This window comes from Nostoc sp. CmiVER01 (genome assembly GCF_034531135.2).
Lineage (GTDB): Bacteria > Cyanobacteriota > Cyanobacteriia > Cyanobacteriales > Nostocaceae > Nostoc.
On the sequence record NZ_JAVRBU020000023.1, the window covers coordinates 91,050 to 116,414 of the forward strand.

A 25,365-nucleotide genomic window follows, 5' to 3' on the forward strand; every position below is an offset into this window, starting at 1 on the left:
CAGGGGAATCTCATCGTGGTAATCACAAAAGATATTTATGCTCTCGCTCCCAGAGCAAGCAAACCTGATATATTGGGTCGATTTGGACGCTTTGGAGGCCAGTACGTTCCTGAAACTTTAATGTCAGCGCTCAGTGAGCTAGAGAGAGCTTACCAGCACTATCGTACAGTTCCTACTTTCCAATATGAGTTACAAAACCTCATGCAGGATTATGTAGGACGACCCAGCCCTCTTTACTTTGCTGAACGTTTGACTGCTCATTATGCCAAACCTGATGGCACAGGGCCACAAATCTACCTCAAACGTGAAGATTTAAACCATACAGGCGCTCACAAGATTAATAACGCTCTAGCTCAGGTGTTATTAGCAAAGCGAATGGGCAAAAAACGGATTATTGCAGAGACAGGAGCAGGTCAGCACGGGGTTGCTACAGCCACAGTTTGCGCTCGCTTTGGTTTAGACTGCGTAATCTATATGGGCATCCATGATATGGAGCGGCAAGCTCTAAATGTGTTTCGGATGAAGTTGATGGGGGCAGAAGTTCGTCCTGTGGAAGCAGGAACAGGAACTTTAAAAGATGCTACTTCCGAAGCAATCCGAGATTGGGTAACTAATGTCGAAACTACTCATTACATTCTCGGTTCTGTTGCTGGGCCTCATCCTTATCCGATGATGGTGCGTGATTTTCAGGCTGTGATTGGACAAGAAACTCGCACTCAGTGTCAGGATAAATGGGGAGGATTACCAGATATTCTCCTGGCTTGTGTAGGAGGTGGTTCTAATGCGATCGGACTTTTCCACGAGTTTGTCGATGAACCAAGTGTGCGACTAATTGGAGTAGAAGCAGCAGGTGAAGGCGTTAACTCCCAAAAACATGCTGCTACTCTCACTCGCGGACGAGTTGGCGTTTTGCATGGTGCAATGAGCTATTTGCTACAAGATGACGATGGTCAAATAATCGAGGCACATTCGATTAGCGCTGGGCTAGATTATCCTGGTGTGGGGCCTGAGCATAGTTATTTGAAGGACATCGGACGTGTTGAATACCACAGCGTCACCGATCAAGATGCTTTACAAGCATTCCAGCGTCTTTCGCGGTTAGAGGGAATAATTCCGGCTCTAGAAACTGCCCATGCGATCGCATATCTCGAAACTCTTTGCCCTGAAATAGGAGGAAGTCCACGAATTATCCTCAGTTGCTCTGGACGAGGAGATAAAGATGTGCATACCGTTATTCAATTCTTGAATGCTATCTAATTAACTCTGTTGTAAAAATTTGGGAAAATTTGAGATGATAGCGGCAATTCCTACATTAAATGCAGACAAGGCATTAACTTTTGATTCTCAAGATTGGTCTACCTTACTGCAACAACTGCTAGACCGTCAGTCCCTTTCTGTACTCCAAGCCAAAAATTTGATGCAAGGTTGGTTAACAGAAGCCATCCCCATAGCACAATCAGGAGCAATTTTGGCAGCAATTCAAGCCAAGGGAGTAGCTCCTGAAGAGTTGGTTGGTCTATCGCAAGTTTTGCGACAGCAGTCATTACAATTAGGAACTAGTAATGCTATCAACTCCTATCCTTTGATTGACACTTGTGGGACTGGTGGAGATGGAGCCTCAACTTTCAATATTTCTACAGCTGTAGCTTTCGTGGTTGCAGCCGCAGGAATCAAAGTTGCCAAGCATGGCAATCGTTCAGCATCTAGTCAAGCTGGATCGGCGGATGTCCTAGAAACGCTGGGTCTGAATCTCTATACCAGCAGCGATCGCATAATCGCAGCCCTTGACGAAGTTGGGATAACGTTTTTATTTGCACCAACATGGCATCCTGCTTTCAAGGTGGTGTCACCTCTGCGTAAAACGTTGAAAATCCGTACTGTCTTTAACTTATTAGGCCCCTTACTCAATCCTTTACCACTTACAGGGCAAGTTATCGGAGTTTATAATCCTAACTTAATGAACACAATCGCCCAGGCTTTAAATCAATTAGGCACTTGCCGAGCGATCGTTCTTCATGGACGTGAAAAACTGGATGAGGCAGGACTAGCAGATTTGACTGACATGGTTGTGTTGGCAGACAAACAACTACATCAAATAACTTTGAATCCTCAAGATTTGGGATTGAAACCTGCTGCAACTACTCAGTTAGCAGGTGGAAATGCCAAGGAAAATGCTGAAATTCTCAAAGCTGTACTTCAAGGAAAAGGCACTCAGGCGCAGCAAGATGTTGTGGCTTTGAACGCAGCGCTAGCTTTACAGGTTGGCGAAGCGACCACTTCCACAGATGAAATTAACTTCTATGCAAAAGGGGTAACTCTTGCTAAAGATATCTTACAAAGTGGAGAAGCCTGGATGAAGTTAGAACAGTTAATCCGAATTCTGCATTAGGTAAAAAAAGTATCTACATACTTTACAAACGTAAAATTCACTGCGTTTGGATTTATGTTGGTTGATTTCTTTGACTTTTTCTCGTTTGACAAAATACTTCATGAAACCTTTAGGAGCAATATTCTCATGGCACAGAACATAAAGAACATTGTAATTGTTGGTGGTGGTTCTGCTGGTTGGATGACCGCAGCATATTTGAGCAAGGCTTTGGATAAAAATGTTCAGATTACCCTAATTGAGTCATCTAACATCACAACAGTGGGAGTTGGTGAAGCGACCTTCAGTACCATTAAGCTATTCTTTGATTTTCTCGGTTTGCAAGAACACGAATGGATGCCAAAATGCAATGCTACTTATAAAATGGCAATTAAGTTTGTCAATTGGAACTCTCAAGGACAATACTTTTACCATCCTTTTCAAAGATATGAAACGGTAGATGGTTTTGATATCTCCGAATGGTGGCTAAAAACAAAGAGACATGAAGCACCATTTGATTACTCCTGCTTTATGATTCCTTTGTTATGCGATCTGAAGCGCTCTCCCAGACATTTTAACGGAGAAGTTTTTGACAATAAAGCTCAAGATTTGTTTACCCAAGAGATTACCACTCAGAAAAATGTCTTGGCTGATTTAAAAGCTCAGTACCCTTACGCCTATCATTTTGATGCCAACTTACTGGCAAGATTCTTAAAAGATTATGGGAAGCAGAGAGGTGTAAGACAGATTGTTGATGATGTAGTAGATGTTCATTTAGGTGAAGATGGCAGTATAGATGATGTCAAAACCAAAGAACATGGGACTATTAAAGGCGATTTATTTATAGATTGTACTGGCTTCCGTGGTTTATTAATCAATAAAGCTCTTGGTGAACCATTTATTTCCTTCTCGGAGTCACTACTGTGCGATAGTGCGATCGCTATGCAAATACCCACTAATATCAAGAAAAATGGCATCAATCCTTATACAACAGCAACTGCGCTCTCATCTGGTTGGGTCTGGAACATCCCTCTGTATGGAAGAGTTGGCACAGGGTATGTTTACTCAAGTGCGTTTATCTCTAAAGAAGAGGCGGAAACTGAATTTAGACAGCACTTGGGAGAAGGTGCCAATGATTGCAGAGCTTCACATATCAAGATGAGAATTGGTAGAAACAGAAACTCATGGGTGAAGAACTGTGTAGCTATTGGTCTTTCTAGTGGTTTTGTTGAACCACTAGAGTCTACCGGCATATTCTTTATTCAGCATGGTATTGAAGAGTTAGTCAACAACTTACCAGACACTTCCTTTAATGAGGATGTAATTAAAAACTACAACAAAACTGTTGCTAATTGCATAGATGGTGTTCGAGACTTTTTGACACTTCATTATTGTGCTAGTAATAGAGCAGACACAGAGTTCTGGAAGGCAAGCAAGCGCGACATCGTAATTTCTGAAGAACTACAAGAAAGATTGAGATTGTGGAAGAGTAGACTACCAAACAACAAGAGCATCAATCCGAACTATCACGGTTTTGAGTCCTATTCCTATTCTGTAATGTTGTTAGGGTTAAATTACCTTCCTGAAAACAATTTACCTGTATTGAATCATATTGAAGACCAAAAAGCTATAGCAACATTTGATGCAATTAAGGAAAGAACAAATTACCTTAGTGCTACCTTACCATCTCAATATGAATACTTAACTTACGTGATCAAGTCTCAAGAACAGTCTGAATATCTGAGCGAAAATGAATTAGTTCGCTCTTTGGTTACGACTTAAGTGTATTAAGCTGTTTCTGGCCTAACATTACATGTTAATCATGCTGCTCTGTGGAATGCTAAGTCATTTCACAGAGCCTCTCTCGGTGTTCCATCGACATTAGAGAATCTATCAGGATCAAATCAAATGCAATGTATTTTAGAAAATTAATACTAATCATCTCGGGAGATTTAAACCATGCACAAAATCGTTACAATTTCCGGTAATTCTTCTTTCAACTCTCGCTCTGCTGCAATCTTAAACTATGCTCAAGAACTTTGTACCAAACATCAAATCGAAATAGCATCTATTACAGTACGCGATCTCCCTCCAGAGGATTTGATTTACGGAAACTTTGAGAGTCCAGAGGTGAAAAGACTACAGCTTCTCGTTGGGCAAGCAGAGGCAGTAATTATTTCTACACCTGTTTACAATTCCTCCTACACAGGAATACTAAAGACTTTGCTAGATTTAATGCCTCAGTATGCTTTTGGTGGTAAAACTATCCTGCCAATTGTTACAGGTGGATCAATCAATCATTTACTGTCAATTGACTATGCGATTAAGCCTCTGTTCTCAGCAATGGGAGCTACTCACATTCTCAAGGGAGTTTACGTCGTCAGTTCACAAATTCAGTTTAATGAGCAGAAAGAAATCCAATTAGATAGCGATATTGAGCAGAGATTAAAAGCTTCTATTCAAGAACTTGTTAATACTTTGACACAGAAAAAATTGGTGGCAGTGTAGTTTTATTGACCAGAAAAAGGCAGAGAGCAGAAGTAAAGAATTGATTTTATCTCTGCCAATATGATTAATTGCTAATGATGATATTGGTAAACTCGCCCCTAAAAGTTCAAAAATCCAATATCAGTTTTATAGTACATTCAGAAAAAATAATATGTAATTATGAACAAAATAGCAAATTTTACTAATAATGTACGAGTGACTTACTCTACTTCTGCTGCTTTCACACCAACTGTTGTTGCTCTGGGAAAGTTTGACGGTCTGCATTGTGGTCATCAACAAGTCATTCAACCTATTTTGAATCACATCAGAACGCAGGAGTCCGGGAAGAAAAACCGATCGCTAACTAAAGAACATATTTACCCCACAGTTGTCACTTTTAATCCGCATCCACAAGAGTTTTTTACGGGAAAACCTTGGCCTTTACTGACACCCTTGCAAGAGAAAGTGCAAGAGCTACAAAATTGTGGTGTAGAACAACTAGTATTATTACCTTTTGATAAAGAATTAACTACTTTAAGTCCGCAAGATTTTGTAGAAAAGATTTTAGTGCAACAGCTAAAAGCTCAAATGATCAGTGTAGGAGAGGACTTTCGCTTTGGAAAGCACCGTAGTGGAACTACTAGTGATTTACAGGATATCGCAGCTAAATTTAATATTCCTGTTGTCATTGTTCCTAATTACTCTTTTCAAGGCGAACGTATTAGCAGTTCTTCTATTCGCCAAGCCTTAGCTAAAGGTGACATGCACCGTGTTAAGGTACTATTAAACTATCCTTATAATTTCACAGGGAAAGTTGTTAAAGTACAGCAGTTGGATAGAAGCATCGGCTTTTCACCTGCTAAAATTCAATTAACAGCTAACAAGTTACTACCTCGGCATGGTGTATATGCGGTGCGAGTATTCATTGTCAATGAGACTGTAGATGCTTCATCTTTATCTAACCAACTTTTGCCTATAGGTATAGGAGTTATGAATGTTGCTCATCATTTAATAGTCAATGATACCTATCCATCTGTAGAAGTACACCTATTGGACTGGTTAGGCGATTTGTATGACAAGACATTAATAGTACAATTAGAAGAATTTTTACGACCAGAGCAAAAGTTCTCCTCCTCAGAAACCCTCAAAGCACAGATTACAGCCGACTGTGCCAAAGCCAGATATCTATTGTTACGATCAACTAATTTAGAGAAATTCGCAGGCTGATAAGCTGTAGTGCTTGATGAATAACGGTCTTATGCCATATTGAACTTCAATGAGCAATAGAAAGACTTAAGTTTATTCTTAACTTGCTGTTCTTGAGTGCAAAAAATTTTGCAAGTGATTTAGTATCAACTTAATTGCTCAAAAGTCAGAGGTTTTGGGATGAATCTATGTGATCTAAACATTAGAGAGTAAAGAATTAGATTGTTCAAAAACCATTATAGATATACACTCTTGCCTGCTCAAAACTATTATTTCTAGTACTAAACGGGTAAGGGTAAATTCTTACAGCAGAAAATAGCAAACAGGAAATAGTGAGCAGGCTTGAAAGTCAGTAAAGCCAGATAACAACCTTTAATCTATTTAATTTGCTGAACATGAGTACTAAATTTCAAACTCCCAACACAAAAACAGATATTTCGCTGAAAGGATCAATCGCGTCTTCTGTTTTATCGCCATCTTCACTATCGTTGCTGTATCCACCTTTTGCAGATATATCAAATATCTGCTTGGAGAATATTGCGCCTTCAGTTGGCAATGAAGTGTCAGTGGCTTCTGCGGTAGTCAAAATGCTAGAAAAAATGGGAGTGCAATATGCGTTTGGTGTTTCGGGCGGAGCGATCGCACCTTTATGGCATAGCCTGGAAAATAGCTCAATCCAAGTGATTCACTTTCGGCACGAAGCTGGAGCAGCGTTTGCAGCTACAGAAGCACACTTTACTAGCGATCGCCCAGTTGTAGTATTTACTACAGCCGGGCCGGGGATCACAAACGCAATCACAGGACTATATGCAGCACGTTGGGACGGTGCAAAAGTTATCTTTTTATCGCCGTCCACCTCAGCATCACAGCGAGGAATGTGGGCTTTCCAAGAAACCAGCGCTTACACAATGCCCAGTGCGGATATATTTACCACAGGAAAACTATTTCATTATGCAACGACTTTAGAAAGCGGCGAACAATTGCCAGAAATTGCACGTAGGCTAGTGCTGGGTTTAGCTAGACCGGGTGGTTTTGTCGCCCATTTGAGTATTCCAACAGCAGTGCAGACAAGTACAGCCAAAACATCTTGGTCAAAAGTCAATCTCACTGCACCAGGAGTCACAGTCAGTGAGGAAACAGTTTCAGAATGTGCAGAGTTACTTTCTAAAGGAAAATTCGCCATCTGGGTAGGCTTTGGGGCTAGAAATGCAGCTAAGGAAATTCGGCAGTTAGCAGAAACAACAGGTGCAGCAGTGATGTGTTCGCCACGGGGTAAAGGAATTTTTCCCGAAGACCATCCGCAATTTATAGGCAGTACAGGCTTCGCTGGACACAAATCAGTCTTGAGATATATGCAACAATCTCGACCATTGCACACTCTAGTTTTAGGAACACGATTAGGAGAACTCACCTCTTTTTGGAATCCCGCAATGATTCCTTTGCAGAGTTTTTTGCATGTTGATATTGACCCAGAAGTACCAGGAACAGCCTATCCAACTGCCCAGACAGTAGCCATTCAGTCGGATGTGAAATTATTTGTGCGATCGCTACTTAAGCATTTACCAAAAAGTCCTATTGAAACACAGCAGTCATTACCCAAACCTGAGTGTGAAATATTCTCATCATTAAACACAGGTGCAGTGCGACCAGAGGTATTGATGAATGCAATTCAACAGGTAATTGTGGATGGCAGTGATGCCTTGATCATTGCAGAAGCCGGCAACTCTTTTGCTTGGGGAAATTACATGCTGCGATTTGCCCAACCCGAACGTTACCGTGTTAGTACCGGATTTGGGGCTATGGGTCATGCTGTCACAGGTGTTGTAGGTGCTGCCCTAGCCCGGAATGGCAAAGCTGTAGCCATAGTGGGAGATGGTGCGATGTTGATGAACAGTGAGGTAAGTACGGCTGTCAAATATAAAATTCCTGCCGTTTGGATTGTACTCAACGACTCATGTTACAACATGTGCGCTCAAGGAACAACAATGCAGGGATTTAACAATCTTGATATAGAAATTCCCCAAGGGGATTTCGTTAAAATTGCCCAAGGAATGGGAGCTGATGGTATCCGTATCGAAACAGAATCTGACATTCAGCTAGCCCTAAAGAAAGCGATGCTCTCTCCAGTTCCATTTGTTGTTGATGTAGTAATTGATCCGACTCGGCTAGCACCGATTGGCAGCCGCATTGAGAATCTAATTTTGCAAAATACTAGTGTTTGAGAAAAAATTTATGATAGCGTGTCAATCTGTAGGAATTAGCTCACTTGCCTTAAGCTTCCCAACCATTAAGCGTACAAAAAACTACTACAGAGAAAATTATCCTGATTTAATTGCTCATGCAGAGCAAAAAAACTTAGCAAAGCTAATGTCACAAGATAATTTGGCTGCTTGCAACGAATTTGACTCCCAAATGCTGCCCTATTTATCAGATCCCTTTCGGGGAACTGTTGAGAAAAGGATACTTGGGCCAGGCGAGTCGTCACTGACCTTGGAGTATCGTGCCGCTAAAGATGCTCTAGAGGCAGCAAAGCTTTCCCTTGACGATGTTGATCTTTTAATTGTCGGCTCATTCTTACCTGAACATATCGGCTTTGGTAATGCTGCCTTCCTCGCCCGCGAACTGGGATTAACTTGTGGTGCATGGAACCTTGATGCAAGCTGTGGTAGTACCCCTGTAGCGCTACAAACTGCCTGTGCTTTAGTGCAATCAGGAGGATACCGCAATGTATTGGTTGTGATCTCCTGTACTTACTCTCGTTTTTTCAACGAGGACGATACTCTCTCTTGGTTTTTTAGCGATGGTGCTGGCGCAATGGTTGTCAGTCCGCTCAAAGCAAACCAAGGCATTCTCAGCACCAAATCTGTAAATACCAATATGTTGTGTGACCAGTTCTCCTTTCAACTCACACCAGATGAGCAGGGCAAAGCACAATTACGTATGCAGGTAGATAAGGGTACAAACAAAGTAATCAGTAGAACATCTGCGGGGCTTCTACGTCAGTGTTGCGAGGGAGCAGTTGCTGCTGCTGATGTCAGTTTCGACCAAATTGATTTTTTCATTTTCAATACACCTACTGCCTGGTTTGCCGACTTTTGTACACAAGTACTAAGTATTGATTCAGAACGCACAATCAACACTTACCCTCTCTATGCAAACATTGGGCCAGCACTGACTTTAGCTAATTTATATCACGCTGCCCAGTTGGGTAAGATTCGTGAAAATGATTTAGTTCTCATTTATGGCTTTGGTGCAGCCAGTAGTGCCACTGCAAATGTAATGCGTTGGGGAAAAGTGGCTTTAGGTTCCGATCCACATCTCAATTTACCTGAATCGGCAGTGAAAACTTCAATAATGAGCCTTGCTTCTTGTTAACCTAAGTTCAACATATTAGATTTAACATATTTTCAAAGCTTTCACTGCTCGGCTACCGTGTACACACAAGTTAAAAAACTCACTTGACATTATCGTATACGGTAGCCTTCCCTAGCAGGCAAGGGGCTGGAATTCTGTTCAATACTCAACTGCGCCCAAGGCTTTCATAGTAGCAATAGTTACTGGACTTACACCTGTTACACCATTAATATTCATACCTTCGTAGGATTTAGAGCTTTTCAAAGTTTTCTGACACTCACCAGTTTTGAAATTCCAAAGCTTAATCGTCTCATCTTCACTGCTACTTGCTAGGGTTTGACCATCAGGACTAAAAGTAACTGACCAAACAAACTTAGAATGTCCAGTCAAAGTTCTGATGCACTTACCTGTGCTGATATCCCACAGTTTCACCGTATGGTCGCCACTACCGCTTGCTAGTATATGAGCATCTAGAAAAGCTACTGAGTGTACAGAACTGGCATGTCCCTCTAAGGTTTTAAGATGCCGTCCTGTGCTGACATCCCACAACTTAATTGTTTGGTCACTACTACCACTTGCCAACGTGCAACCATCGGGGCTGAAGATGAGTGACCAAATCCAATCAGTATGACTATCCAAAGTTTGAAGGCAAAGACCAGTACTGACATCCCACAACTTAATTGTTTGGTCATTACTGCCACTTGCTAATAAATCACCATTGGGATTGAAGGCTACTGTCCATACCCAATGAGTATGTCCTTTTAAGGTTTTGACACACTGAGTTGTTTTGGCATCCCACAACTTTACTGTCTGGTCTTGACTGCCGCTTGCTAATAGATGACCATTGCGGCTAAAGGTAATTGATGTGATTCGATTTGTATGTCCTTGTAATGTTTTGAAGCATTGACCAGTGTTAATATCCCATAACTTCACTGTTTGATCTTCACTACCAGTGGCAAGTATAGTATTTTGAGAAAAAGCAACTGATGTAACTCGATTACTATGACCCTGCAAAATTTTTAGGCATCTCCCAGTGCTAACATCCCATAGCTTCACCGTTTGGTCATTATTGCCACTTGCAATATAGTTACTATTAGGGCTAAAGGCAACTGACCACACTCCATTACAATAACCCTGGAAAGTTTTCAGACAAAGACCAGTAGTGACATCCCACAGCTTTACGGTTTGGTCTTCACTGCCACTTGCTAGCGTATAAGTATATGGTCTAAAAGCAACTGAAGATATTCTGCTACTATGACCGTACAGAGTGTTAAGGCACTGACCAGTAGTAACATCCCACAGCTTAACTGTTTGGTCATCACTGCCACTTGCTAAGGTCTGACTATCATAACTAAAGGTAACTGAATTTACACAGTCTTGATGACCATGTAAAGTTTGAATACATTGATATGTAACAGGATTTAATAGCTTTATTGTTTGGTCACAATAACCTATAGCCAAAATTTGACCATCTGGACTAAAGGCGACTGACTTTACTTCACTATCTTGATACTCTAGAGTTTTTAAGCATTGATAGGTTTTAAGATCCCATAGCCTTACCTTTTGGTCATCGCTACCACTGACAAGTATAGTACCTTGAGAATTGAAGGCAACTGATGTAACTCGATTACTATGTCCATGCAAAGTTTTGAGTAGTTGACTACTAGTGGCATCCCATAGTTTCACTGTTTGATCTTCACTACCACTGGCAAGCATAGTACTGTGAGGATGGAAAGCAACTGACCATATCCCACCACTATGATCTTGCAAATTTGCTAGGCATTGTCCACTATTAGCATCCCATAGTTTCACTGTTTGATCGGCGCTACCACTGGCAATAACATAACCATCAGGACTAAAAGTAATCGGCCAAACAAAACCTATATGCCCCCTAATAGTTAGCAGTTGTCTGCCATCTGTAACTTGATACAGGCTAATATCACCGTTCGTATCCCCCATAGCCAAAACTTTCCCATTTGGGTTGAATGCCACGGAATGAATACCACCTATGGTTGCAGCAAAAACACACTTCGCTAAATTAGCATGAGTAAAATTTGTGTTGTGCAAATTCACATATCTCATATCTGCTTGCCAAATAGTCAGATTAGAAAAATCGTAACCAGTTAAATCTGTTTTTAAATGACAAAGCAAATTCAGAATATTTCCAGCTGTATAACTTTGTTCTAGGGGAGATGTTTCTTGTAATCTTGCTAAAATTTGAATAAATTGATTTTCAAGGTTTTTTTTATTTCTATAGTAAGTAAGTAATTTATTAATAAGTGGTTGAATAATGACTTGTATTTGGGTATTAATAATATAGTCTTTGGCTGTCGCTTTCATCAAAGCATGACTCCGAAAAAGCTGGAGGTCTTGAGTGACAATCTCTTCATTAACCTGCTCTATTAACCGTTGAGTTATATACTCCATAACTACAGGTTGTAGCATGAATAGTAATGCGTTTTGTTCAATCAGTGATCGCCGTCTTAAAGATTCCAGAGCTTCTAATAATTTTACTTGTGGTATTGATGAATATATATCTTCTCGCAATTCTAATAGTGAAACTGGCTCAAGATTAATCGCTAACCAGTACATTATTTCTTTTTCTAAATCTAACAAGCGCGAAAACTGCTGGTCTAACAAATCGCAAATATCGCCGAAAACGACTGTTTCTTGCCGCAAAAATTCAGAAATGCTGCCATTAAATAAATCTTGAATGGTTGTCGCAACTATTTTTAAAGCTAAAACATTACCACCATAGCGCTCGACTAAAGTTTTGATCAATTGTGACTCTGATACAGAGATACCCTTCATTTTTAATATTCCCTGCCCATCTTCTGGCTTGAGACCATTCAGCAGTAATGAGCGAACAGATAAGGATTTTCCTTGCTGTGAGGCTACCTCTTTAGGTTTTTCCCTACTTGTCAGTACTAAGCAGCTTTGGTGAGTAGCTTCTCCTACAAGTTTGAGTAACTCACCATACCCCTCATATCCTTCACGATAAATTCCGGCTCGACTTCCATCACGCATAATCGACTCTAGATTATCTAGGATTAGCAAACAGCGATGCTCCCGTAGATAGCTTATTAGTCGTAATATTCTGTCGCCTACGTTTTCTGGTAAGGTAGTTTCTGTTTCTTGATTATCGCTAAGGAATTGGATTAAGTTTGCTAGCAAAGCTTTAACAGATGGAGCTTCTCGCAGCGATCGCCAAATTATATATTCAAAATTGTCCTTAATCTGTTCTGCTAGTTTTATAGCCAGAGCTGTCTTACCAATTCCTCCCATTCCCAGCAGTGCTACTACTCGGCAGTTTTCTCTCAAAACCCATTGCTCTAAAGTAGCTAGTTCTTCTTGTCGTCCATAAAAAACTGATACACAAATTGCTTTTCCCCAATCTTGGTGCTGAGATTGGTCTGAACTGACATAGTAAGTTTTATCTAGTTCTAAATTGAAAGCTTTGAAAAAAAGCTCAAGTGTTAGTTTGTCAACCCCTTCCTCACGGGAAAGTACTTTGGAAATTGTCGCCGTGTTGACTCCAACTCGATCGCTCAAATCTTCAAGAGTATACTTGTTTCCATAATTGTCGTTTAATTCTAACGCTAGTTTGCTCGATTGAAGTTTTTGCAACCCTTCAGGAGTCAGGAGAACACCACGTTTGCGTTTTTGCTTTTTAGGCATTATTATAAGCACCTTTTTTAGTAGGTTTAAATAGTTGGCTTTAAACAACTATGCGTAGTCAGTAACTATGAACATCAGCTATTTTTAACCTTTAATTAACCTATTTTTCATATAGGCACTATGTTTATGAATGAATATTCAAGCAATTATCATGTTAATGCATCTTTGATAGTATATTACCAGAAATGTTAAATGTCAGTACAAAACTTTACATGTTTATTTATACTAATTATAAAAATTCTAAATTAATCAATATAATAGCATCTATTAAAATCAGTAAATGTAATTGAGTTTCTAATATATAGAAGACTGAATATAGGGAAATTTATCTAATGGTAGATGTCGCTATTATGTATAAGTAAATAAAACTGATAATATCAGATAGGCTATTAAGATAACCTAAATTTGTATAGTAATACTATTGATATTTTTGGTAATTAATTTGTCAACTTTTAAGTGCATCTTTAAAAACTTCCATAATAGTTAAACTCCCACAACACAATCGATAAATATCTCTGATTTCATTGTCAAAAACTGCTGCGTCTGCTGACTTCGGTAAATTAGTTACTATAGCGTTTCTCAGTTTTAGTTTCTAAATCACAAAAATTCATGATTCTATAAGCTTTAGCATCATTAGATGCACCAACTTTAATTAATCCAGGTTGCTCCGCAAATTCTAGTAACGAAATTGTTTTTTATCCGCAAAACGAAATATTTGTTTTCTTGCAATAATTCTTATATAAATTTTAATCTAGTAAACGTAGATGACCGAAAACCAGTCTCAAATATGACTAAGGACATAAGAAAGCAAACTGCTTGGTCACAGAGGATACATCTCTCAAAAATTGTTTGAAGAGTTATATGAGCGAGGGTTACAGTTAGCCACAAAATCTAAGAAGAAAATGAAAAATCGTTTGGTAAAACACTCAAAATTTTATATTGATTTTATAAATAGCTTTTAAAACGTGTAGCACAAAGCTGAGATGACGTTTAATAGTTGATTGAGAGCAACAGTTGAAATTTGCCTACGTATTAATTATGTAATATTAATTGTGTTTTTCTTTAATTACTTACTTAGTTTTCCCAAAATTGACTAGCTGGTATCTTGACGTTTCCTCAAAACAAAAACTAGAATGACAGTCAGTCTAGTAAACGTTGAATAATTGAATAGAGGAGATAATCTGATGACATACTTCCATACTGCTCAATCTTCTATGCCTGTACTGGTAGTTGGCGCTGGCCCAGTAGGCTTAACGCTAGCTGCCGAGTTAACACGTCATGGTGTTCCGTGTCGCATCATAGATAAAGCTGCACCACGCCCAATCGTAGAGTCGCGTGCTGTTGGCGTTCATACACGCACACTCGAAATCTTCGAGCGTCTTGGTGTTCTGCAAACTGCCCTTGAACAAGGTCGCATTGCCCGTGGAGCTAATTTCTATGGGGATGGACAACAGCTAGTCCATCTGCGACTCGACGAACTCGATGTTCCTTATCCCTTTTCTCTACTGCTTGAGCAAGGTAAAACTGAGCGCCTCCTAGTTGAACATCTTGCTAGCCAAGGGCTAACAGTGGAGCGCCCTGTTGAGTTGATCGCGCTCACGCAAGAAGGAGACATAGTTCACGCTACTTTACGCCATGAGGACGGAAGAATTGAAGAGGTAACGACTGCATATTTAGTAGGTTGTGATGGCGCACACAGCACAGTCCGCCATTTAATAGGCGTGAACTTTCCAGGGCATCCCCATGTAGGGCAGTATGCCTTAGTTGATGTGGATGTTGAGTGGGATCGTACCTGGCCTGATGACCAAATTCATACCTTCTTACGCCCTGAAGGTTTATTAATTCTGGGTCGGCTACCTAGTGGCATTTGGCGCATAGTAGTTACACTGCCTCATGACCAACCAAGGATAGAAGACAAGCAGGCAATACTAGCCTTAATTAAGCATCAGCTGACTTATCACCCCGATGCTGGTATACGCGAGTTGCATACCCCTCTATGGGTTTCTACGTTTCACATCAGTAGCCGTGTGGTTGAACAGATGCGCTACGGGCGTGTATTTCTTGCAGGAGATGCTGCACATATTCATAGTCCTGAAAGTGGTCAAGGCATGAACGCTGGGATGCAAGATACCACGAACTTAGCTTGGAAGCTTGCACTCCATGTACGTGGGCTGGGTGGCGAGGCGCTGTTGGATAGTTATCACGCTGAACGACATCCGATCGTAGTTGAGATTGTAAGAACAACCGAGCTTGTCGAGCGCCTTTTAGAACTGAAGCAACCTCTAGTTGCGAAAGTACGCAACGCTACACTGTCGCTGGCTTGGCATGTGGATGCAATTGAGCGTCAGATGCGGAACGCCTTTGCCGCTAATACCTACAACTACCGCCACAGTCCCTTGGTAGGCGAACACACTCAGTCATTTGTTGAATGGTGGCATGCAATAGCCTACACTGAGCCACACCCATCAGTAGGCGATCGCTTTGATTTTAGCCATGGCCCAACAGCAGGCGATCGCGCACCAGATGCCCGTAACATAGTAGCGCAAGATGGCCAACCACATCGGTTGTTTGAAATTTGGGGTAGCGAAGCACGACATCATTTATTAGTGTTTGCTGGTTTAAAAGAAGAACCTCAGCGTTTAGAAGAACTTCGGCAGATAGTTGCTTTGTTGCAATCGCGTTACGGTACACTCATTCAATGTCAATTGGTTTTGTCCCAGCAAGGTGGCAACGAGCAATTTAGCTTATGGGATTCTACAGGTGAACTAAGCCGCCGCTACGGGGCCCAGTTTGAGTGTTTGTACTTAGTGCGACCAGACGGTTATGTTGGCTTCCGTAGTCAGCCTGCCCAGTTACAGCCGTTAGAAGCATTGTTAATGCGGTTACTTGGTAACTCCGTTGAGCTAACGTTGAACTAGTGAAATCATGACGGCAGTAAGGAGATAAAAGAAAACACAATACTGGTGAGAGTGAGTATGCAAGAAAAGAATCCTGACCAAAGAAATTTGATCGATAAGTCCACTTCTCGTTTACCCCGTAGTGATAAACGAGCTCGCATCCTAGCGGCAGCACGTGAAATCCTTGCCCAAAGGCGCTATGAAGATGCAGCTGTCTCAGAAATTGTCAAGCGTGCAAACGTAGCTCAAGGGACTTTTTATCGCTATTTTCCGTCGAAAACAGCTTTAGTAAGCGCACTCGCTGAGGAGTTGCAACGCGATATTACACAAGCAGTAGAACAGATAGCGACCGAGAACCAACCTTTGGACAAGTCGCTAGAAGCCCTGATCCGGGCTGCACTGGCGGCTGCTACACCCTACCGAGACATTTTAGGCATCCTAGATACTGAGGCCCTCTTATTTGGTTCGTCTTCCTCTGCGGAGGAGCGTCGTGAGCCTTACTTACAGCAGCTAATCTTGCTGATCAAACGTGACCAAGCCTGCGGGCGGATTTCATCAAATATAGATCCAGCGATCGCAATTCGGCTTGTGGGCAGTATCCTGGATCGCATGGCACGCGATTGTTTACTTTATCATCCCGAAATTGCCGTCGAACACTATCTTGCAGAGACAGTAGGTTTCGTACGTCGTGCGCTAGGTATGTCATGGAATAACCAAATTAATGACAAACAACTTAGCGCTCAAAACGTAGATGCATCTGTCACCCAGGACTAATACGAATTAGACTTGAGCCATTAGAATTACGCGATCGCGTTTTGCAAGCGGCGAAGAGGCGATCTCGCGCTATACCGAACATTAATTTTTTAATCTGAAGGGGTGACAAAGGGGCTGAAGCCGAGGAAATAAGGAGGTGTGACCGTTTTAGGGTAAAAAAAGATAGGTCAGGTATTCTCAACAACACCTATCAAATGATAATATTACCTAAATTCTACCAGAACTGCTTTCAAAATTTACTGACACCCGCACAGTACAAGATGCTTGAAATTTTGATTATGCTGTTGCAATTTCATAAAACTGTAACGATTGAAAAGCTCTCATCTGTATTTCCACAACCGATAAAATTTGAAAGTAGGCGACGGAGCATTCAAAGGTTTTTATTGTTGCCCCAATTATCAATTCAATACCTCTGGTTTCCAGTACTCAAACGATGGGTTAAAAATAGCCGACAATCATTGAACAAACAAATGATATTCGCCATTGATAGAACGCAGTAGCGTTCACAAAATGTATTTGTAATCAGCATAATTGAACAGAAAAGAGCTATTCCAGTTTATTGGCTATTGTTACCAAAAAGAGGATGTAGCAACTTGGGTGAGCAGAAAAAATTAATACGCCCATTGCTACAGATATTTAAAGGATATCGAATTCTGGTTCTGGGAGATAGAGAATTTCATAGTATAAAACTGGCGAATTGGTTACATAGCAAAGGAATTGATTTTGTGTTGCGTCAAAAGCAAGGCACTTATATTAGGCAAGGAAATCAGTCATACCAACGTTTACAGTCCTTGGGATTAAATCCTGGGATCTCCTTCTTCTTAATGGGTATTCAAGCTACTAAACAGAAAGGTTTCGCTCAGTTTAATTTACCATTTTCCCTAATCGTGCAACAACGCCGGATATTTGACAAGCCATTTGGTTGTTTACGCTGTAACGCTGCATGAGATTGGTTCGGTGCGTTACTTCGTTAACGCACCCTACAAGATCAGCGATCACACTACTTTTACCCCTATATTAGCATCAATATGGTGCCGTACCTGTTAACGCACCCTACAAGATCCGCGATCGCACTGCGAAACGCTTGCTGAGATTAAGTTATCTATGGACTGGTTCAATTAATGGTGTCAAGCTTCAAGTTTGGGCAACTTGGTTATTTTACGCAGTTTTAATTGACCTTGCAGATGCTGTTGCTGACGAGCTACCCCTTCCATTTTACCGCATTTCCTTAGAGATGATTTTTCGCGGGCTTTATCATTTCAACCATGCTTACAACAAGGGTCGGGCGACTGATCCAGTTTTATTTTTTGCGGCTCCAGAAAATAAAAACCTTGATGTTGTCAAGACAATACGAAAAAAACCTCAAACCCTTGATTTATCGCCTTTTCCTTTACCCTTGACAATTCCTGCTTTCCCTTAACTTGTTACGAATTTGGTAACGGTACTCTTAGGGTCACTACTCGGTATCGCGAGTCGAATAAGTCGTTAAACACTTCATTTGCGCCTCTTTGTTCCAAGGGTTGTTCCGGCGGCCCATAACTGCCTCCTGTTTGTCCCAGTCCGTATGTTCCTCCATCTCCCTCTGCCTTAAATGCACTATTTTCTTTTTTTTGACCTAGGGCGTCCGTCAATGCTGTCTTTAACGTGCCTGGGGGAGGTATATAAAACTCCACTAGGACGCAATATTCACTTGCATTTGTTATGTATCCTCTGCTATATCTCTTGTTTGTGGCCACCCCTTGGAAACTAGGACCCCTAGGCAACCAATCGTCGGATTTGAGCCTACTGAATTCCTCGAATGTCATGGCTCTATACCAGTACTGCGCTTGAGCTACCTCGCACTCCCCCTCTTGTTTGGCCTCTGCTTCATAATATACCACTTGATCTGTTTGACTAAAATGCTTACAAGTTAGATGGTGCGCTGATATAATCCGCTTATATTTGCTCCATTCTCCACCCCTTTCCATAACCCGATTGTGCACATCAACTAACCTATCATCGATTGCGGCAGAACCCGCAACCGCTGTCGGAGTTTGATCCGACAACATTGATTGTCCTATCTTCACTCGCTGGACTGATCGGGCTTCTCCATCCTGCTGCACTACATGAGTCAACTCATGGGCAATCAACTCCTGCCCCCCACGACTCCCCGGTTGATACTCGCCCTGCCGAAAGAACACGTCCTGCCCTGTAGTAAACGCCTTAGCCTGTATCGATTGATTCAACTGGTCAGCCTGAGCATTCGTATGAACCTTCACCCTACTAAAGTCGGCCCCAAAAGCCTGCTCCATCGGTTCTCTGATGCTGTCTGCTAATGGCTGTCCACCGCCTCTAGCCCGTTTTATCCCAACTTCCACATCTGCTGATGCAGCCATGCCACCGTCTGTCACATGCTGTACTATCGAGCGCATTTGAAGGTCGTCTTTGTCTTCAGGCATCTGGCGCTGTACTGCTTGGCTTTGACCTGATACCGCAGGCGCATTAATTTGCTGTACTACCTCACGCGCTACACTATCTGCTTCCTGCTCGTACTTATCTCCAGGTTCTCCAATTGTCAGCTTCGCCTGCACCTGTGTTGCACTTCGACTTGCCAACAACCGATTCGTTGCCCTATTGCCCATTGTCTCCTGAAGGGTTAAGACCTCATCTGCACTCAGGGAACTGGGGTCAGCTTTCGCCCTTTGAACTATTGAATGCACATCATTTGTTATTCCTATTGTTGTCGGCTGCTTTTGCACAGCCTTATTACTTTTGGCTAATATCTGCCCTTGCTGACGATAGAACATAAGATTATCCTCGAATGTAAATTAATTGAAATCTTTATCAATCTTCTATAATAAAATGCTAGTTATGCCGTGCTAAACTTTAGTTATTTCTAAATACAAGCAGCGAAATTTAATAATCTGAAAATCCTAGAGCTTTTAAAAAAATATCAAGTAAAAGCTGAAAAAACTTTTTTAACGCTTATAAATAATTTTACAGATAAATCTACTGAAAACATATTGATTTTTTTTAATTGCCGACCTATTGAATTAACAGCAATCACAGAGGATTTTATGGGAAAACCAGCAGCTAGAATCACGGATAGAGTACAACATCCTTTGCCACCAGTTCTCACACCAGGTACTACTGGTAGCCCAAATGTCATGATTGGTGGTAAACCTGCTTGGCGTGGTCTTCCTTCTGCTCAGGCAGCTATTGTTAATGCAGCCAAGCAAGTTGCTGATACATTAGTTCAAACTGCTGAACAAGTAACCAAGGCTGCTAACTTTCCTCCTGCTAAAGCTGCTGCTTTTGCTGCGGAACAAGCTACTAAGACAGCTGTTGCAACATCAATGACTAGTTTGATTGCCACTAGTGCTTCTACTGCTGCTGCCACTACTGCTGCATCAGGTTCATTTGGTACTGTTGATCTCCATACTTGCATGACTCCTTCTCCTATCCCTCCCCACGGAGTAGGCGTAGTAATTGATGCTAGTAACACTGTATTAATCAATGGCTTACCAGCTTGCTTTCAAGGAAATACAATTATTGAACCGCTTGGTTCTCCAAATAAAATTACTGGCGGCTGTTCAAGTGTTTTGATTGGAACTGGGTCAGCATCACCTATTTCTGTTGATATTAGTAGCATCGCTACTTCCATGACTAATCAAGCTGCTCAAGCGTCACAAAAAGCGCAAGAGCAAGCCAAACAAACATTAGAGGGAAGCTAAAAAGAATGTGTTAGGTACTATGGGCGATCGCACTATATTTGTTTCTCAGACATCTGGTACTCTTGGCGATCGCTCTCATCTTCTCAAAAATAAATTGACAAGCGATCACACTCATTATCCAACCAATTTCTACCTGATCGCACTACAAGATCAGCGATCGCTTTTACAAATCTCCACAAACAAATCGATCGCTCTCTTCATCATCAAACCAATACACGCGATCGCACTTTTGAAACTCAAGGCAATCATTCCATTCATCACCTAACTAATTTCTAAGCGATCGCTCCCCATCTTCTCAAAAATCATTGACAAGCGATCGCTCTATTCATCACCCAAGCAATTTCTACGCGATCGCACTACAAGAGCGGCGATCTCACTTGAAGGCCACTGACCCATCTGATCGCTTATCAGATATTGTGCTCCTGAAACGTGACCTCGATATCTTCCATCAACTCCTGACCTTCTTTCACTTGCTGTGTTAGGCTCTCCTTTACCCCAGCCGGGATGGAGTCAAACCGGAAATGTCCAGAGTTATTGGTAAAGGTAATATTCCCTTGCCAGCCCATCAGCGCTTTTCTCTTATCCTTCTCTGACATGGCTTTGATGTCGCGATCTCCGATGGGTATATTACGCAAACCTTGGGTTGTTACTGTTCCTGCCATATCGACATCTGGCATGCCGCCAAAGACCCTTGGGTGAACGTATGTGTCGTCTACCTTATTGGCAATGCCGATCACTCCGTCCTTCAATAAGAACATCGTCTCCTTCCCTTCGGTTACTTTTTTCTGGATATGTCGCACGAGTTGCCATGAATCATTTGAGAACAATTTGGACTCCCCGATCCTTGTGTACTGAATTCGGTGATCATGCCCCAGATCCTGGCTCATGAGAGCTTTACGATAGCTCCATTGATCCTCCACTCCATTCCCCATTTGACGGGGTCCTGGGAAAGCTTCCAGTGTCGCCTTGGTAAACAGCGCTTTTCTCATATCTGGGTTGTGAGCCAGATCTGTTGCGATTGACTCAGGCGGCAATAGCTTCATCTGCATAGTCGGCTGCATCATGTCCTGCGCCTGCTGCACCACATGAGTCAATTCATGCGCCAACAACTCCTGCCCCCCTCGACTCCCCGGCTCATACGCACCCTGCCGAAAGAACACATCCTGCCCCGTGGTAAACGCCTTCGCCTGTATCGATTGATTCAAATGATCAGCCTGAGAATCCGTATGCACCCTCACTCTACTAAAGTCAGCCCCAAACGCCTGCTCCATCGGTTCTCTGATACTATTTGCTAAGGGCTGTCCACCACCTCTAGCCCGTTGTATCCCTTCTTCCACATCTGCTGATGCTGCCACGCCAGCGTCTGCCACACGCTGTACTATCGGGCGCATTTGTAGATCCTCATCTGGTAATTCTTCTCGCTGAATCATGCTCTGCGGCTTCATCTGTAATTCATCTTCTTCGGGCATGACTTCGCGTTGGATATTGTCTACAGGTTTGGTTTGCAATTCATCTTCATCAGGTGAAACCTCTCGCTGAAGATTTTGATAGGACTGCTGGGCAACTGGTGCATTTATCTGGTTTACAACTTGCTTTGCTACACTATCTGCTTCCTGCTCGTATTTATCCCCCACCTCACCGATTGTCAGCTTCGCCTGCACATTTTGTGCTGTCTTTCCTGCTAACAGCCGACTCGTTGCCCGATTCCCTAGCGTCTCCTGAAGTGTCAACACCTCATCAGCATTCAGCGATTTGGGGTCTGCTTTCGCCCTTTGGATAAGTGTTGCTGGGTGCATCACATTCACCTGCGGCACTATTGTATTTCTTGTCGATTGTTGCTTTGGCAAAGCCTTATTACTTTTTTGCGATATCTGCCCTTGATGACTGTGAAACATAAAATTATCTCCAGATGTAGAATAATACGAATTTCAAAAACCTTCTGCTGACTCTAAACCACTTTTTTGTTCTGTTAAATCAACATAGGGTCTACTTGCCGTCTTTGCTCTAACCATCCAAAATCTAAAATCGCAAATTACAAATGCCCCATATACTCCCCAAATTCCCCCTCCATCAAAACCTTCCCCATCTTCTGATACTCTCGCCGAGTCGCACGTACCAAGTGACACATCTGTACCACCCCACCATCATCTGCTGCCAAAAAAGCTGCTGCCAGCACAATATTGCGTATATTCCCCCCCGGAATCTCAAAACGTCGCGCCATAAAATCCAAATCTAATTCTGCACTACGAGGAATAGCGTCTGGCCAAAGGTTTTGCCAAATATGGCGACGATGCTTCTCATCCGGTAAAGGAAAATCGAGGGTAAAATGCAATCGCCGCACAAACGCTTCATCCATGTTTTTGCGAAAATTCGTTGCCAAAATTACCACGCCGTCGTACTCCTCCATTCTTTGCAAGAGGTAGCTGACCTCAAGATTGGCGTAGCGGTCATGGGCATCACTTACCTCGGTACGCTTGCCAAATAGGGCATCAGCTTCATCAAAAAAGAGAATTGCATTACTAGTTTCTGCCTCTTGGAAGATGCGGGATAGGTGCTTTTCTGTTTCGCCAATATACTTGCTGACCACTGCCGAAAGGTCTATTTTATATAAGTCTAACTCCAATTCACCTGCTACAACCTCAGCCGCCATTGTTTTACCTGTACCTGGAGGCCCTGCAAATAGAATGTTTAGTCCTTTGCCTAAAGACAGCTTTTTCTCAAAACCCCACTCGTCATAAACCAAGCTACGATATTTAACATAATTACAAAGTTCTTGTATTGTATTTTTTTGCTCATCCGGTAAGATAATGTCTGACCACTTGTAGCGTGGTGTAATCTTGCGAGCCATTTCACTTAACTGGCGATTTGATTGCAAGCGACAGGCAGCGATTAGGTTATTTATAGTTATCTGCCCTTGCGTTGGATCTTGCCAACAAGCTAAATTACGTGCTGTAGCTGCCGCATCCCGAATTTGTCCACCGCTAAAACGGAATTTGTTAGCCAAATCCTGTAGAGGTGCAATGCCTTGCTCCCCTATAAACCTCGTCCATAACTCTACCCGTTGGGCTGCTGTCAGGAGAGGAAATTCCACTCGCAAAAAGGTCAAGTCTGATTGTGCATTAGATGGTTCCCAGATAGTGTTACCTGCTAAAAAGGTCAGCAATTGCATTTCCTGCACTTGGTGCAGTAATGCTAACCGCCAAGCGGCTTTGTCCGAAGCTAAAAGTGCGTCAAAACCTTCAAAGTATATAGCCGCTGACTGTAACACCGCTTCACGGTAAGCTAGAGCAATAATTGTTTCAAATTCTCTCAATTTCGCTGATAATAGTCTTTCTAACTCTACTGTCAACAACCCAATTCCCAATTCCTGACAAAATGCCTCGGCAGTAGTATGCTTGGCAACTCCGTAAGTTCCTTGGAAGTAAAATATTAGTCTGGTTTTAATTATTTGTTTCTCCAAGGCTAGTAAGCCTAAGCGTTCTTTAATTTCCAGTGGTAGTAACAAATCTTCAAGTTTTACTTGAGGCCAGGTGTATTTAGCATAGGGTAAAAGCCGGGTGTCGAGTTCGTCATTACCAAGTAAATAATTAACTACCCGTTCATCGACTTTGAGATATTTACTCAGCAGTGGTGGTTGCTGCTGTGACGAATCATCAAATAAATGCAGCAGTTGATGTTTGAGTAGGGGAGCAGTAGGCAGAAAACGTTGACGTGCTGAGAGCTTGCTTTTGAAATCTGCACATAGTAAATTTAACACCAAATCTACAGAGGGCCGCTTCTTTCTTACGTCATCTTGGAGATAAGCATAAAGACGCTCGTAACCCAAATCTAATTCCGGAGCTAAACAAATTAATAGCGTATCTCTGTCAAGTGGTGTGAGCTGAAAGTGACAAACTAGTTCATGCAAGCGTAATTTAATGCCTTTTTGAATACTCCCAGTTTGGCGTTGAGCGATATCAGCAGTCATTCCTTCTAGAGCAGTTTGAACCTCGATTGAAGACAATGGTGTTGGAATATTTGCCCAACGGGGTAAACCTATGGGTTGTCTTAGGAGTTCCTCTATCTCTTGTTCGGAAATGAGAAGTCCCTGCAATTCATTGTCGCTTGACTGGATGTGCTGCATTCTCCAGACTTGGACTCGAATCAGCAGGTCAATTCTCTCTAGCTCTGCCAAAATATGCTCAACTGAGGTTGGATAATATTCCATTGTTCTTGTTACTACAATCTCAACCAAGTTGATAGATTATTATCATCAAGCCAAGCAATTTTTTGCATTTTTGTTTTGAGAGATTCTATTTCTAGCTTTAAACTAGTTATCTCTTGATTTGTCGTTAAGTCACGTTCTGTCTTGAAAGATTGCAACTCTGTAATTTGAGTCTGGAGAGTTTTGAATACTGGCTGTTTTTTCAGATTTTCTATTTCTGATTTCAACATTGTAAATTCAATAAGTGTATTTAGCTCATTATCCTTGTTATTTGCTTCTAACTCTGTTTTAAAGGACTGAAGTTCTGCTAGTTGATTTTGGATTTCTGTTAATTGATTGGAATTTTTGAGCGATTCTATCTCAGACTTGAGGGATGGAAGTTCTGCTAGTTGATTTTGGATTTCTGTTAATTGATTGGAATTTTTGAGCGATTCTATCTCAGACTTGAGGGATGGAAGTTCTGCTAGTTGATTTTGGATTTCTGTTAATTGATTGGAATTTTTGAGCGATTCTATCTCAGACTTGAGGGATGGAAGTTCTGCTAGTTGATTTTGGATTTCTGTTAATTGATTGGAATTTTTGAGCGATTCTATCTCAGACTTGAGGGATGGAAGTTCTGCTAGTTGATTTTGGATTTCTGTTAATTGATTGGAATTTTTGAGCGATTCTATCTCAGACTTGAGGGAT

General features: G+C 41.8%; 17 protein-coding genes and 2 pseudogenes. 14 read left to right on the plus strand and 5 right to left on the minus strand.

Annotated features, from left to right (window positions below; all coding sequences use genetic code 11):
* Positions 1–15 precede the first annotated feature (15 nt).
* From trpB to RMZ43_RS31320, 7 genes are all read left to right on the plus strand, one after another.
* Positions 16–1,257, plus strand: a complete 1,242-nt coding sequence (gene trpB / locus RMZ43_RS31290; RefSeq protein WP_322652172.1) for a tryptophan synthase subunit beta — start codon at positions 16–18, stop codon at positions 1,255–1,257.
* Positions 1,258–1,291: 34 nt separating this feature from the next.
* Entirely contained in the window at positions 1,292–2,389 is a 1,098-nt protein-coding gene (trpD, locus tag RMZ43_RS31295; RefSeq protein WP_322652171.1) for an anthranilate phosphoribosyltransferase, read from the plus strand.
* 126 nt (positions 2,390–2,515) lie between these two features.
* Positions 2,516–4,147: a tryptophan halogenase family protein gene (locus RMZ43_RS31300; protein ID WP_322649117.1), complete on the plus strand. Its 1,632-nt coding sequence runs from the start codon at positions 2,516–2,518 to the stop codon at positions 4,145–4,147.
* A 177-nt stretch (positions 4,148–4,324) separates the two neighbouring features.
* The gene (gene ssuE, locus RMZ43_RS31305) at positions 4,325–4,873 is read left to right on the plus strand and encodes an NADPH-dependent FMN reductase (RefSeq protein ID WP_322649118.1); all 549 of its coding nucleotides are present in this window, start codon (positions 4,325–4,327) and stop codon (positions 4,871–4,873) included.
* A gap of 159 nt (positions 4,874–5,032) precedes the next feature.
* Positions 5,033–6,079, plus strand: a complete 1,047-nt coding sequence (locus RMZ43_RS31310) for a bifunctional riboflavin kinase/FAD synthetase (protein ID WP_322649119.1) — start codon at positions 5,033–5,035, stop codon at positions 6,077–6,079.
* Between the two features lie 374 nt (positions 6,080–6,453).
* Entirely contained in the window at positions 6,454–8,280 is a 1,827-nt protein-coding gene (locus tag RMZ43_RS31315; RefSeq protein WP_322652170.1) for a ScyA-related TPP-binding enzyme, read from the plus strand.
* A gap of 10 nt (positions 8,281–8,290) precedes the next feature.
* Positions 8,291–9,433, plus strand: a complete 1,143-nt coding sequence (locus RMZ43_RS31320; protein WP_322649121.1) for a 3-oxoacyl-ACP synthase III family protein — start codon at positions 8,291–8,293, stop codon at positions 9,431–9,433.
* Between the two features lie 138 nt (positions 9,434–9,571).
* Here RMZ43_RS31320 and RMZ43_RS31325 read toward each other — a convergent pair whose 3' ends face one another.
* A complete protein-coding gene (locus RMZ43_RS31325; protein WP_322649122.1) occupies positions 9,572–13,090 on the minus strand; it encodes an NB-ARC domain-containing protein in 3,519 nt (1,172 codons plus the stop codon).
* 757 nt (positions 13,091–13,847) lie between these two features.
* Between RMZ43_RS31325 and RMZ43_RS31330 the strand changes: the two are divergent.
* From RMZ43_RS31330 to RMZ43_RS31350, 5 genes and pseudogenes are all read left to right on the plus strand, one after another.
* A pseudogene (locus RMZ43_RS31330) lies at positions 13,848–14,010 on the plus strand (transposase); the annotation flags it as partial.
* Between the two features lie 264 nt (positions 14,011–14,274).
* Positions 14,275–16,008: an FAD-dependent monooxygenase gene (locus tag RMZ43_RS31335; protein ID WP_322652169.1), complete on the plus strand. Its 1,734-nt coding sequence runs from the start codon at positions 14,275–14,277 to the stop codon at positions 16,006–16,008.
* Between the two features lie 45 nt (positions 16,009–16,053).
* Positions 16,054–16,761, plus strand: coding sequence for a TetR/AcrR family transcriptional regulator (locus RMZ43_RS31340; protein WP_322652168.1), 708 nt, complete (start codon positions 16,054–16,056; stop codon positions 16,759–16,761).
* Between the two features lie 623 nt (positions 16,762–17,384).
* Positions 17,385–17,708, plus strand: a complete 324-nt coding sequence (locus RMZ43_RS31345) for a hypothetical protein (RefSeq protein ID WP_322652167.1) — start codon at positions 17,385–17,387, stop codon at positions 17,706–17,708.
* Between the two features lie 107 nt (positions 17,709–17,815).
* Positions 17,816–18,151, plus strand: a pseudogene (locus tag RMZ43_RS31350) (IS4 family transposase); the annotation flags it as partial.
* Positions 18,152–18,185: 34 nt separating this feature from the next.
* On the opposite strand, the gene RMZ43_RS31355 reads toward RMZ43_RS31350, so the two are convergent.
* Positions 18,186–19,547 (minus strand): DUF4157 domain-containing protein, encoded by a 1,362-nt coding sequence (locus tag RMZ43_RS31355; RefSeq protein ID WP_322652166.1) that lies wholly within the window; start codon positions 19,545–19,547, stop codon positions 18,186–18,188.
* A gap of 270 nt (positions 19,548–19,817) precedes the next feature.
* Between RMZ43_RS31355 and RMZ43_RS31360 the strand changes: the two genes are divergently transcribed.
* Together RMZ43_RS31360 and RMZ43_RS31365 are read left to right on the plus strand one after the other, a co-directional pair.
* Complete coding sequence (locus tag RMZ43_RS31360; RefSeq protein ID WP_322652165.1) at positions 19,818–20,474, plus strand: hypothetical protein; 657 nt, start codon at positions 19,818–19,820, stop codon at positions 20,472–20,474.
* 7 nt (positions 20,475–20,481) lie between these two features.
* Positions 20,482–20,739 carry a hypothetical protein gene (locus RMZ43_RS31365; RefSeq protein WP_322652164.1) on the plus strand — a complete coding sequence of 86 codons (258 nt, stop codon included), beginning with the start codon at positions 20,482–20,484 and terminating at the stop codon, positions 20,737–20,739.
* Positions 20,740–20,881: 142 nt separating this feature from the next.
* On the opposite strand, the gene RMZ43_RS31370 is transcribed toward RMZ43_RS31365, so the two are convergent.
* From RMZ43_RS31370 to RMZ43_RS31380, 3 genes are all read right to left on the minus strand, one after another.
* Complete coding sequence (locus RMZ43_RS31370) at positions 20,882–22,369, minus strand: DUF4157 domain-containing protein (protein ID WP_322652163.1); 1,488 nt, start codon at positions 22,367–22,369, stop codon at positions 20,882–20,884.
* Between the two features lie 137 nt (positions 22,370–22,506).
* The gene (locus RMZ43_RS31375) at positions 22,507–24,681 is read right to left on the minus strand and encodes an AAA family ATPase (RefSeq protein WP_322652162.1); all 2,175 of its coding nucleotides are present in this window, start codon (positions 24,679–24,681) and stop codon (positions 22,507–22,509) included.
* Between the two features lie 11 nt (positions 24,682–24,692).
* A partial coding sequence (locus RMZ43_RS31380) for a hypothetical protein (RefSeq protein WP_428850943.1) occupies positions 24,693–25,365 on the minus strand: 673 nt, incomplete at its 5' end.

What these genes read in the sequence shown, in the direction of transcription:
- RMZ43_RS31310 (WP_322649119.1), top strand. Translation starts at nt 5,033, where the DNA reads ATGAACAAAATAGCAAATTTTACTAATAATGTACGAGTGACTTACTCT.
- RMZ43_RS31360 (WP_322652165.1), top strand. Translation starts at nt 19,818, where the DNA reads ATGGGAAAACCAGCAGCTAGAATCACGGATAGAGTACAACATCCTTTG.
- RMZ43_RS31335 (WP_322652169.1), top strand. Translation starts at nt 14,275, where the DNA reads ATGACATACTTCCATACTGCTCAATCTTCTATGCCTGTACTGGTAGTT.
- RMZ43_RS31325 (WP_322649122.1), bottom strand. Translation starts at nt 13,090, where the DNA reads ATGCCTAAAAAGCAAAAACGCAAACGTGGTGTTCTCCTGACTCCTGAA.
- trpD (WP_322652171.1), top strand. Translation starts at nt 1,292, where the DNA reads ATGATAGCGGCAATTCCTACATTAAATGCAGACAAGGCATTAACTTTT.
- RMZ43_RS31300 (WP_322649117.1), top strand. Translation starts at nt 2,516, where the DNA reads ATGGCACAGAACATAAAGAACATTGTAATTGTTGGTGGTGGTTCTGCT.
- RMZ43_RS31375 (WP_322652162.1), bottom strand. Translation starts at nt 24,681, where the DNA reads ATGGAATATTATCCAACCTCAGTTGAGCATATTTTGGCAGAGCTAGAG.
- RMZ43_RS31355 (WP_322652166.1), bottom strand. Translation starts at nt 19,547, where the DNA reads ATGTTCTATCGTCAGCAAGGGCAGATATTAGCCAAAAGTAATAAGGCT.
- RMZ43_RS31370 (WP_322652163.1), bottom strand. Translation starts at nt 22,369, where the DNA reads ATGTTTCACAGTCATCAAGGGCAGATATCGCAAAAAAGTAATAAGGCT.
- ssuE (WP_322649118.1), top strand. Translation starts at nt 4,325, where the DNA reads ATGCACAAAATCGTTACAATTTCCGGTAATTCTTCTTTCAACTCTCGC.
- RMZ43_RS31315 (WP_322652170.1), top strand. Translation starts at nt 6,454, where the DNA reads ATGAGTACTAAATTTCAAACTCCCAACACAAAAACAGATATTTCGCTG.
- RMZ43_RS31320 (WP_322649121.1), top strand. Translation starts at nt 8,291, where the DNA reads ATGATAGCGTGTCAATCTGTAGGAATTAGCTCACTTGCCTTAAGCTTC.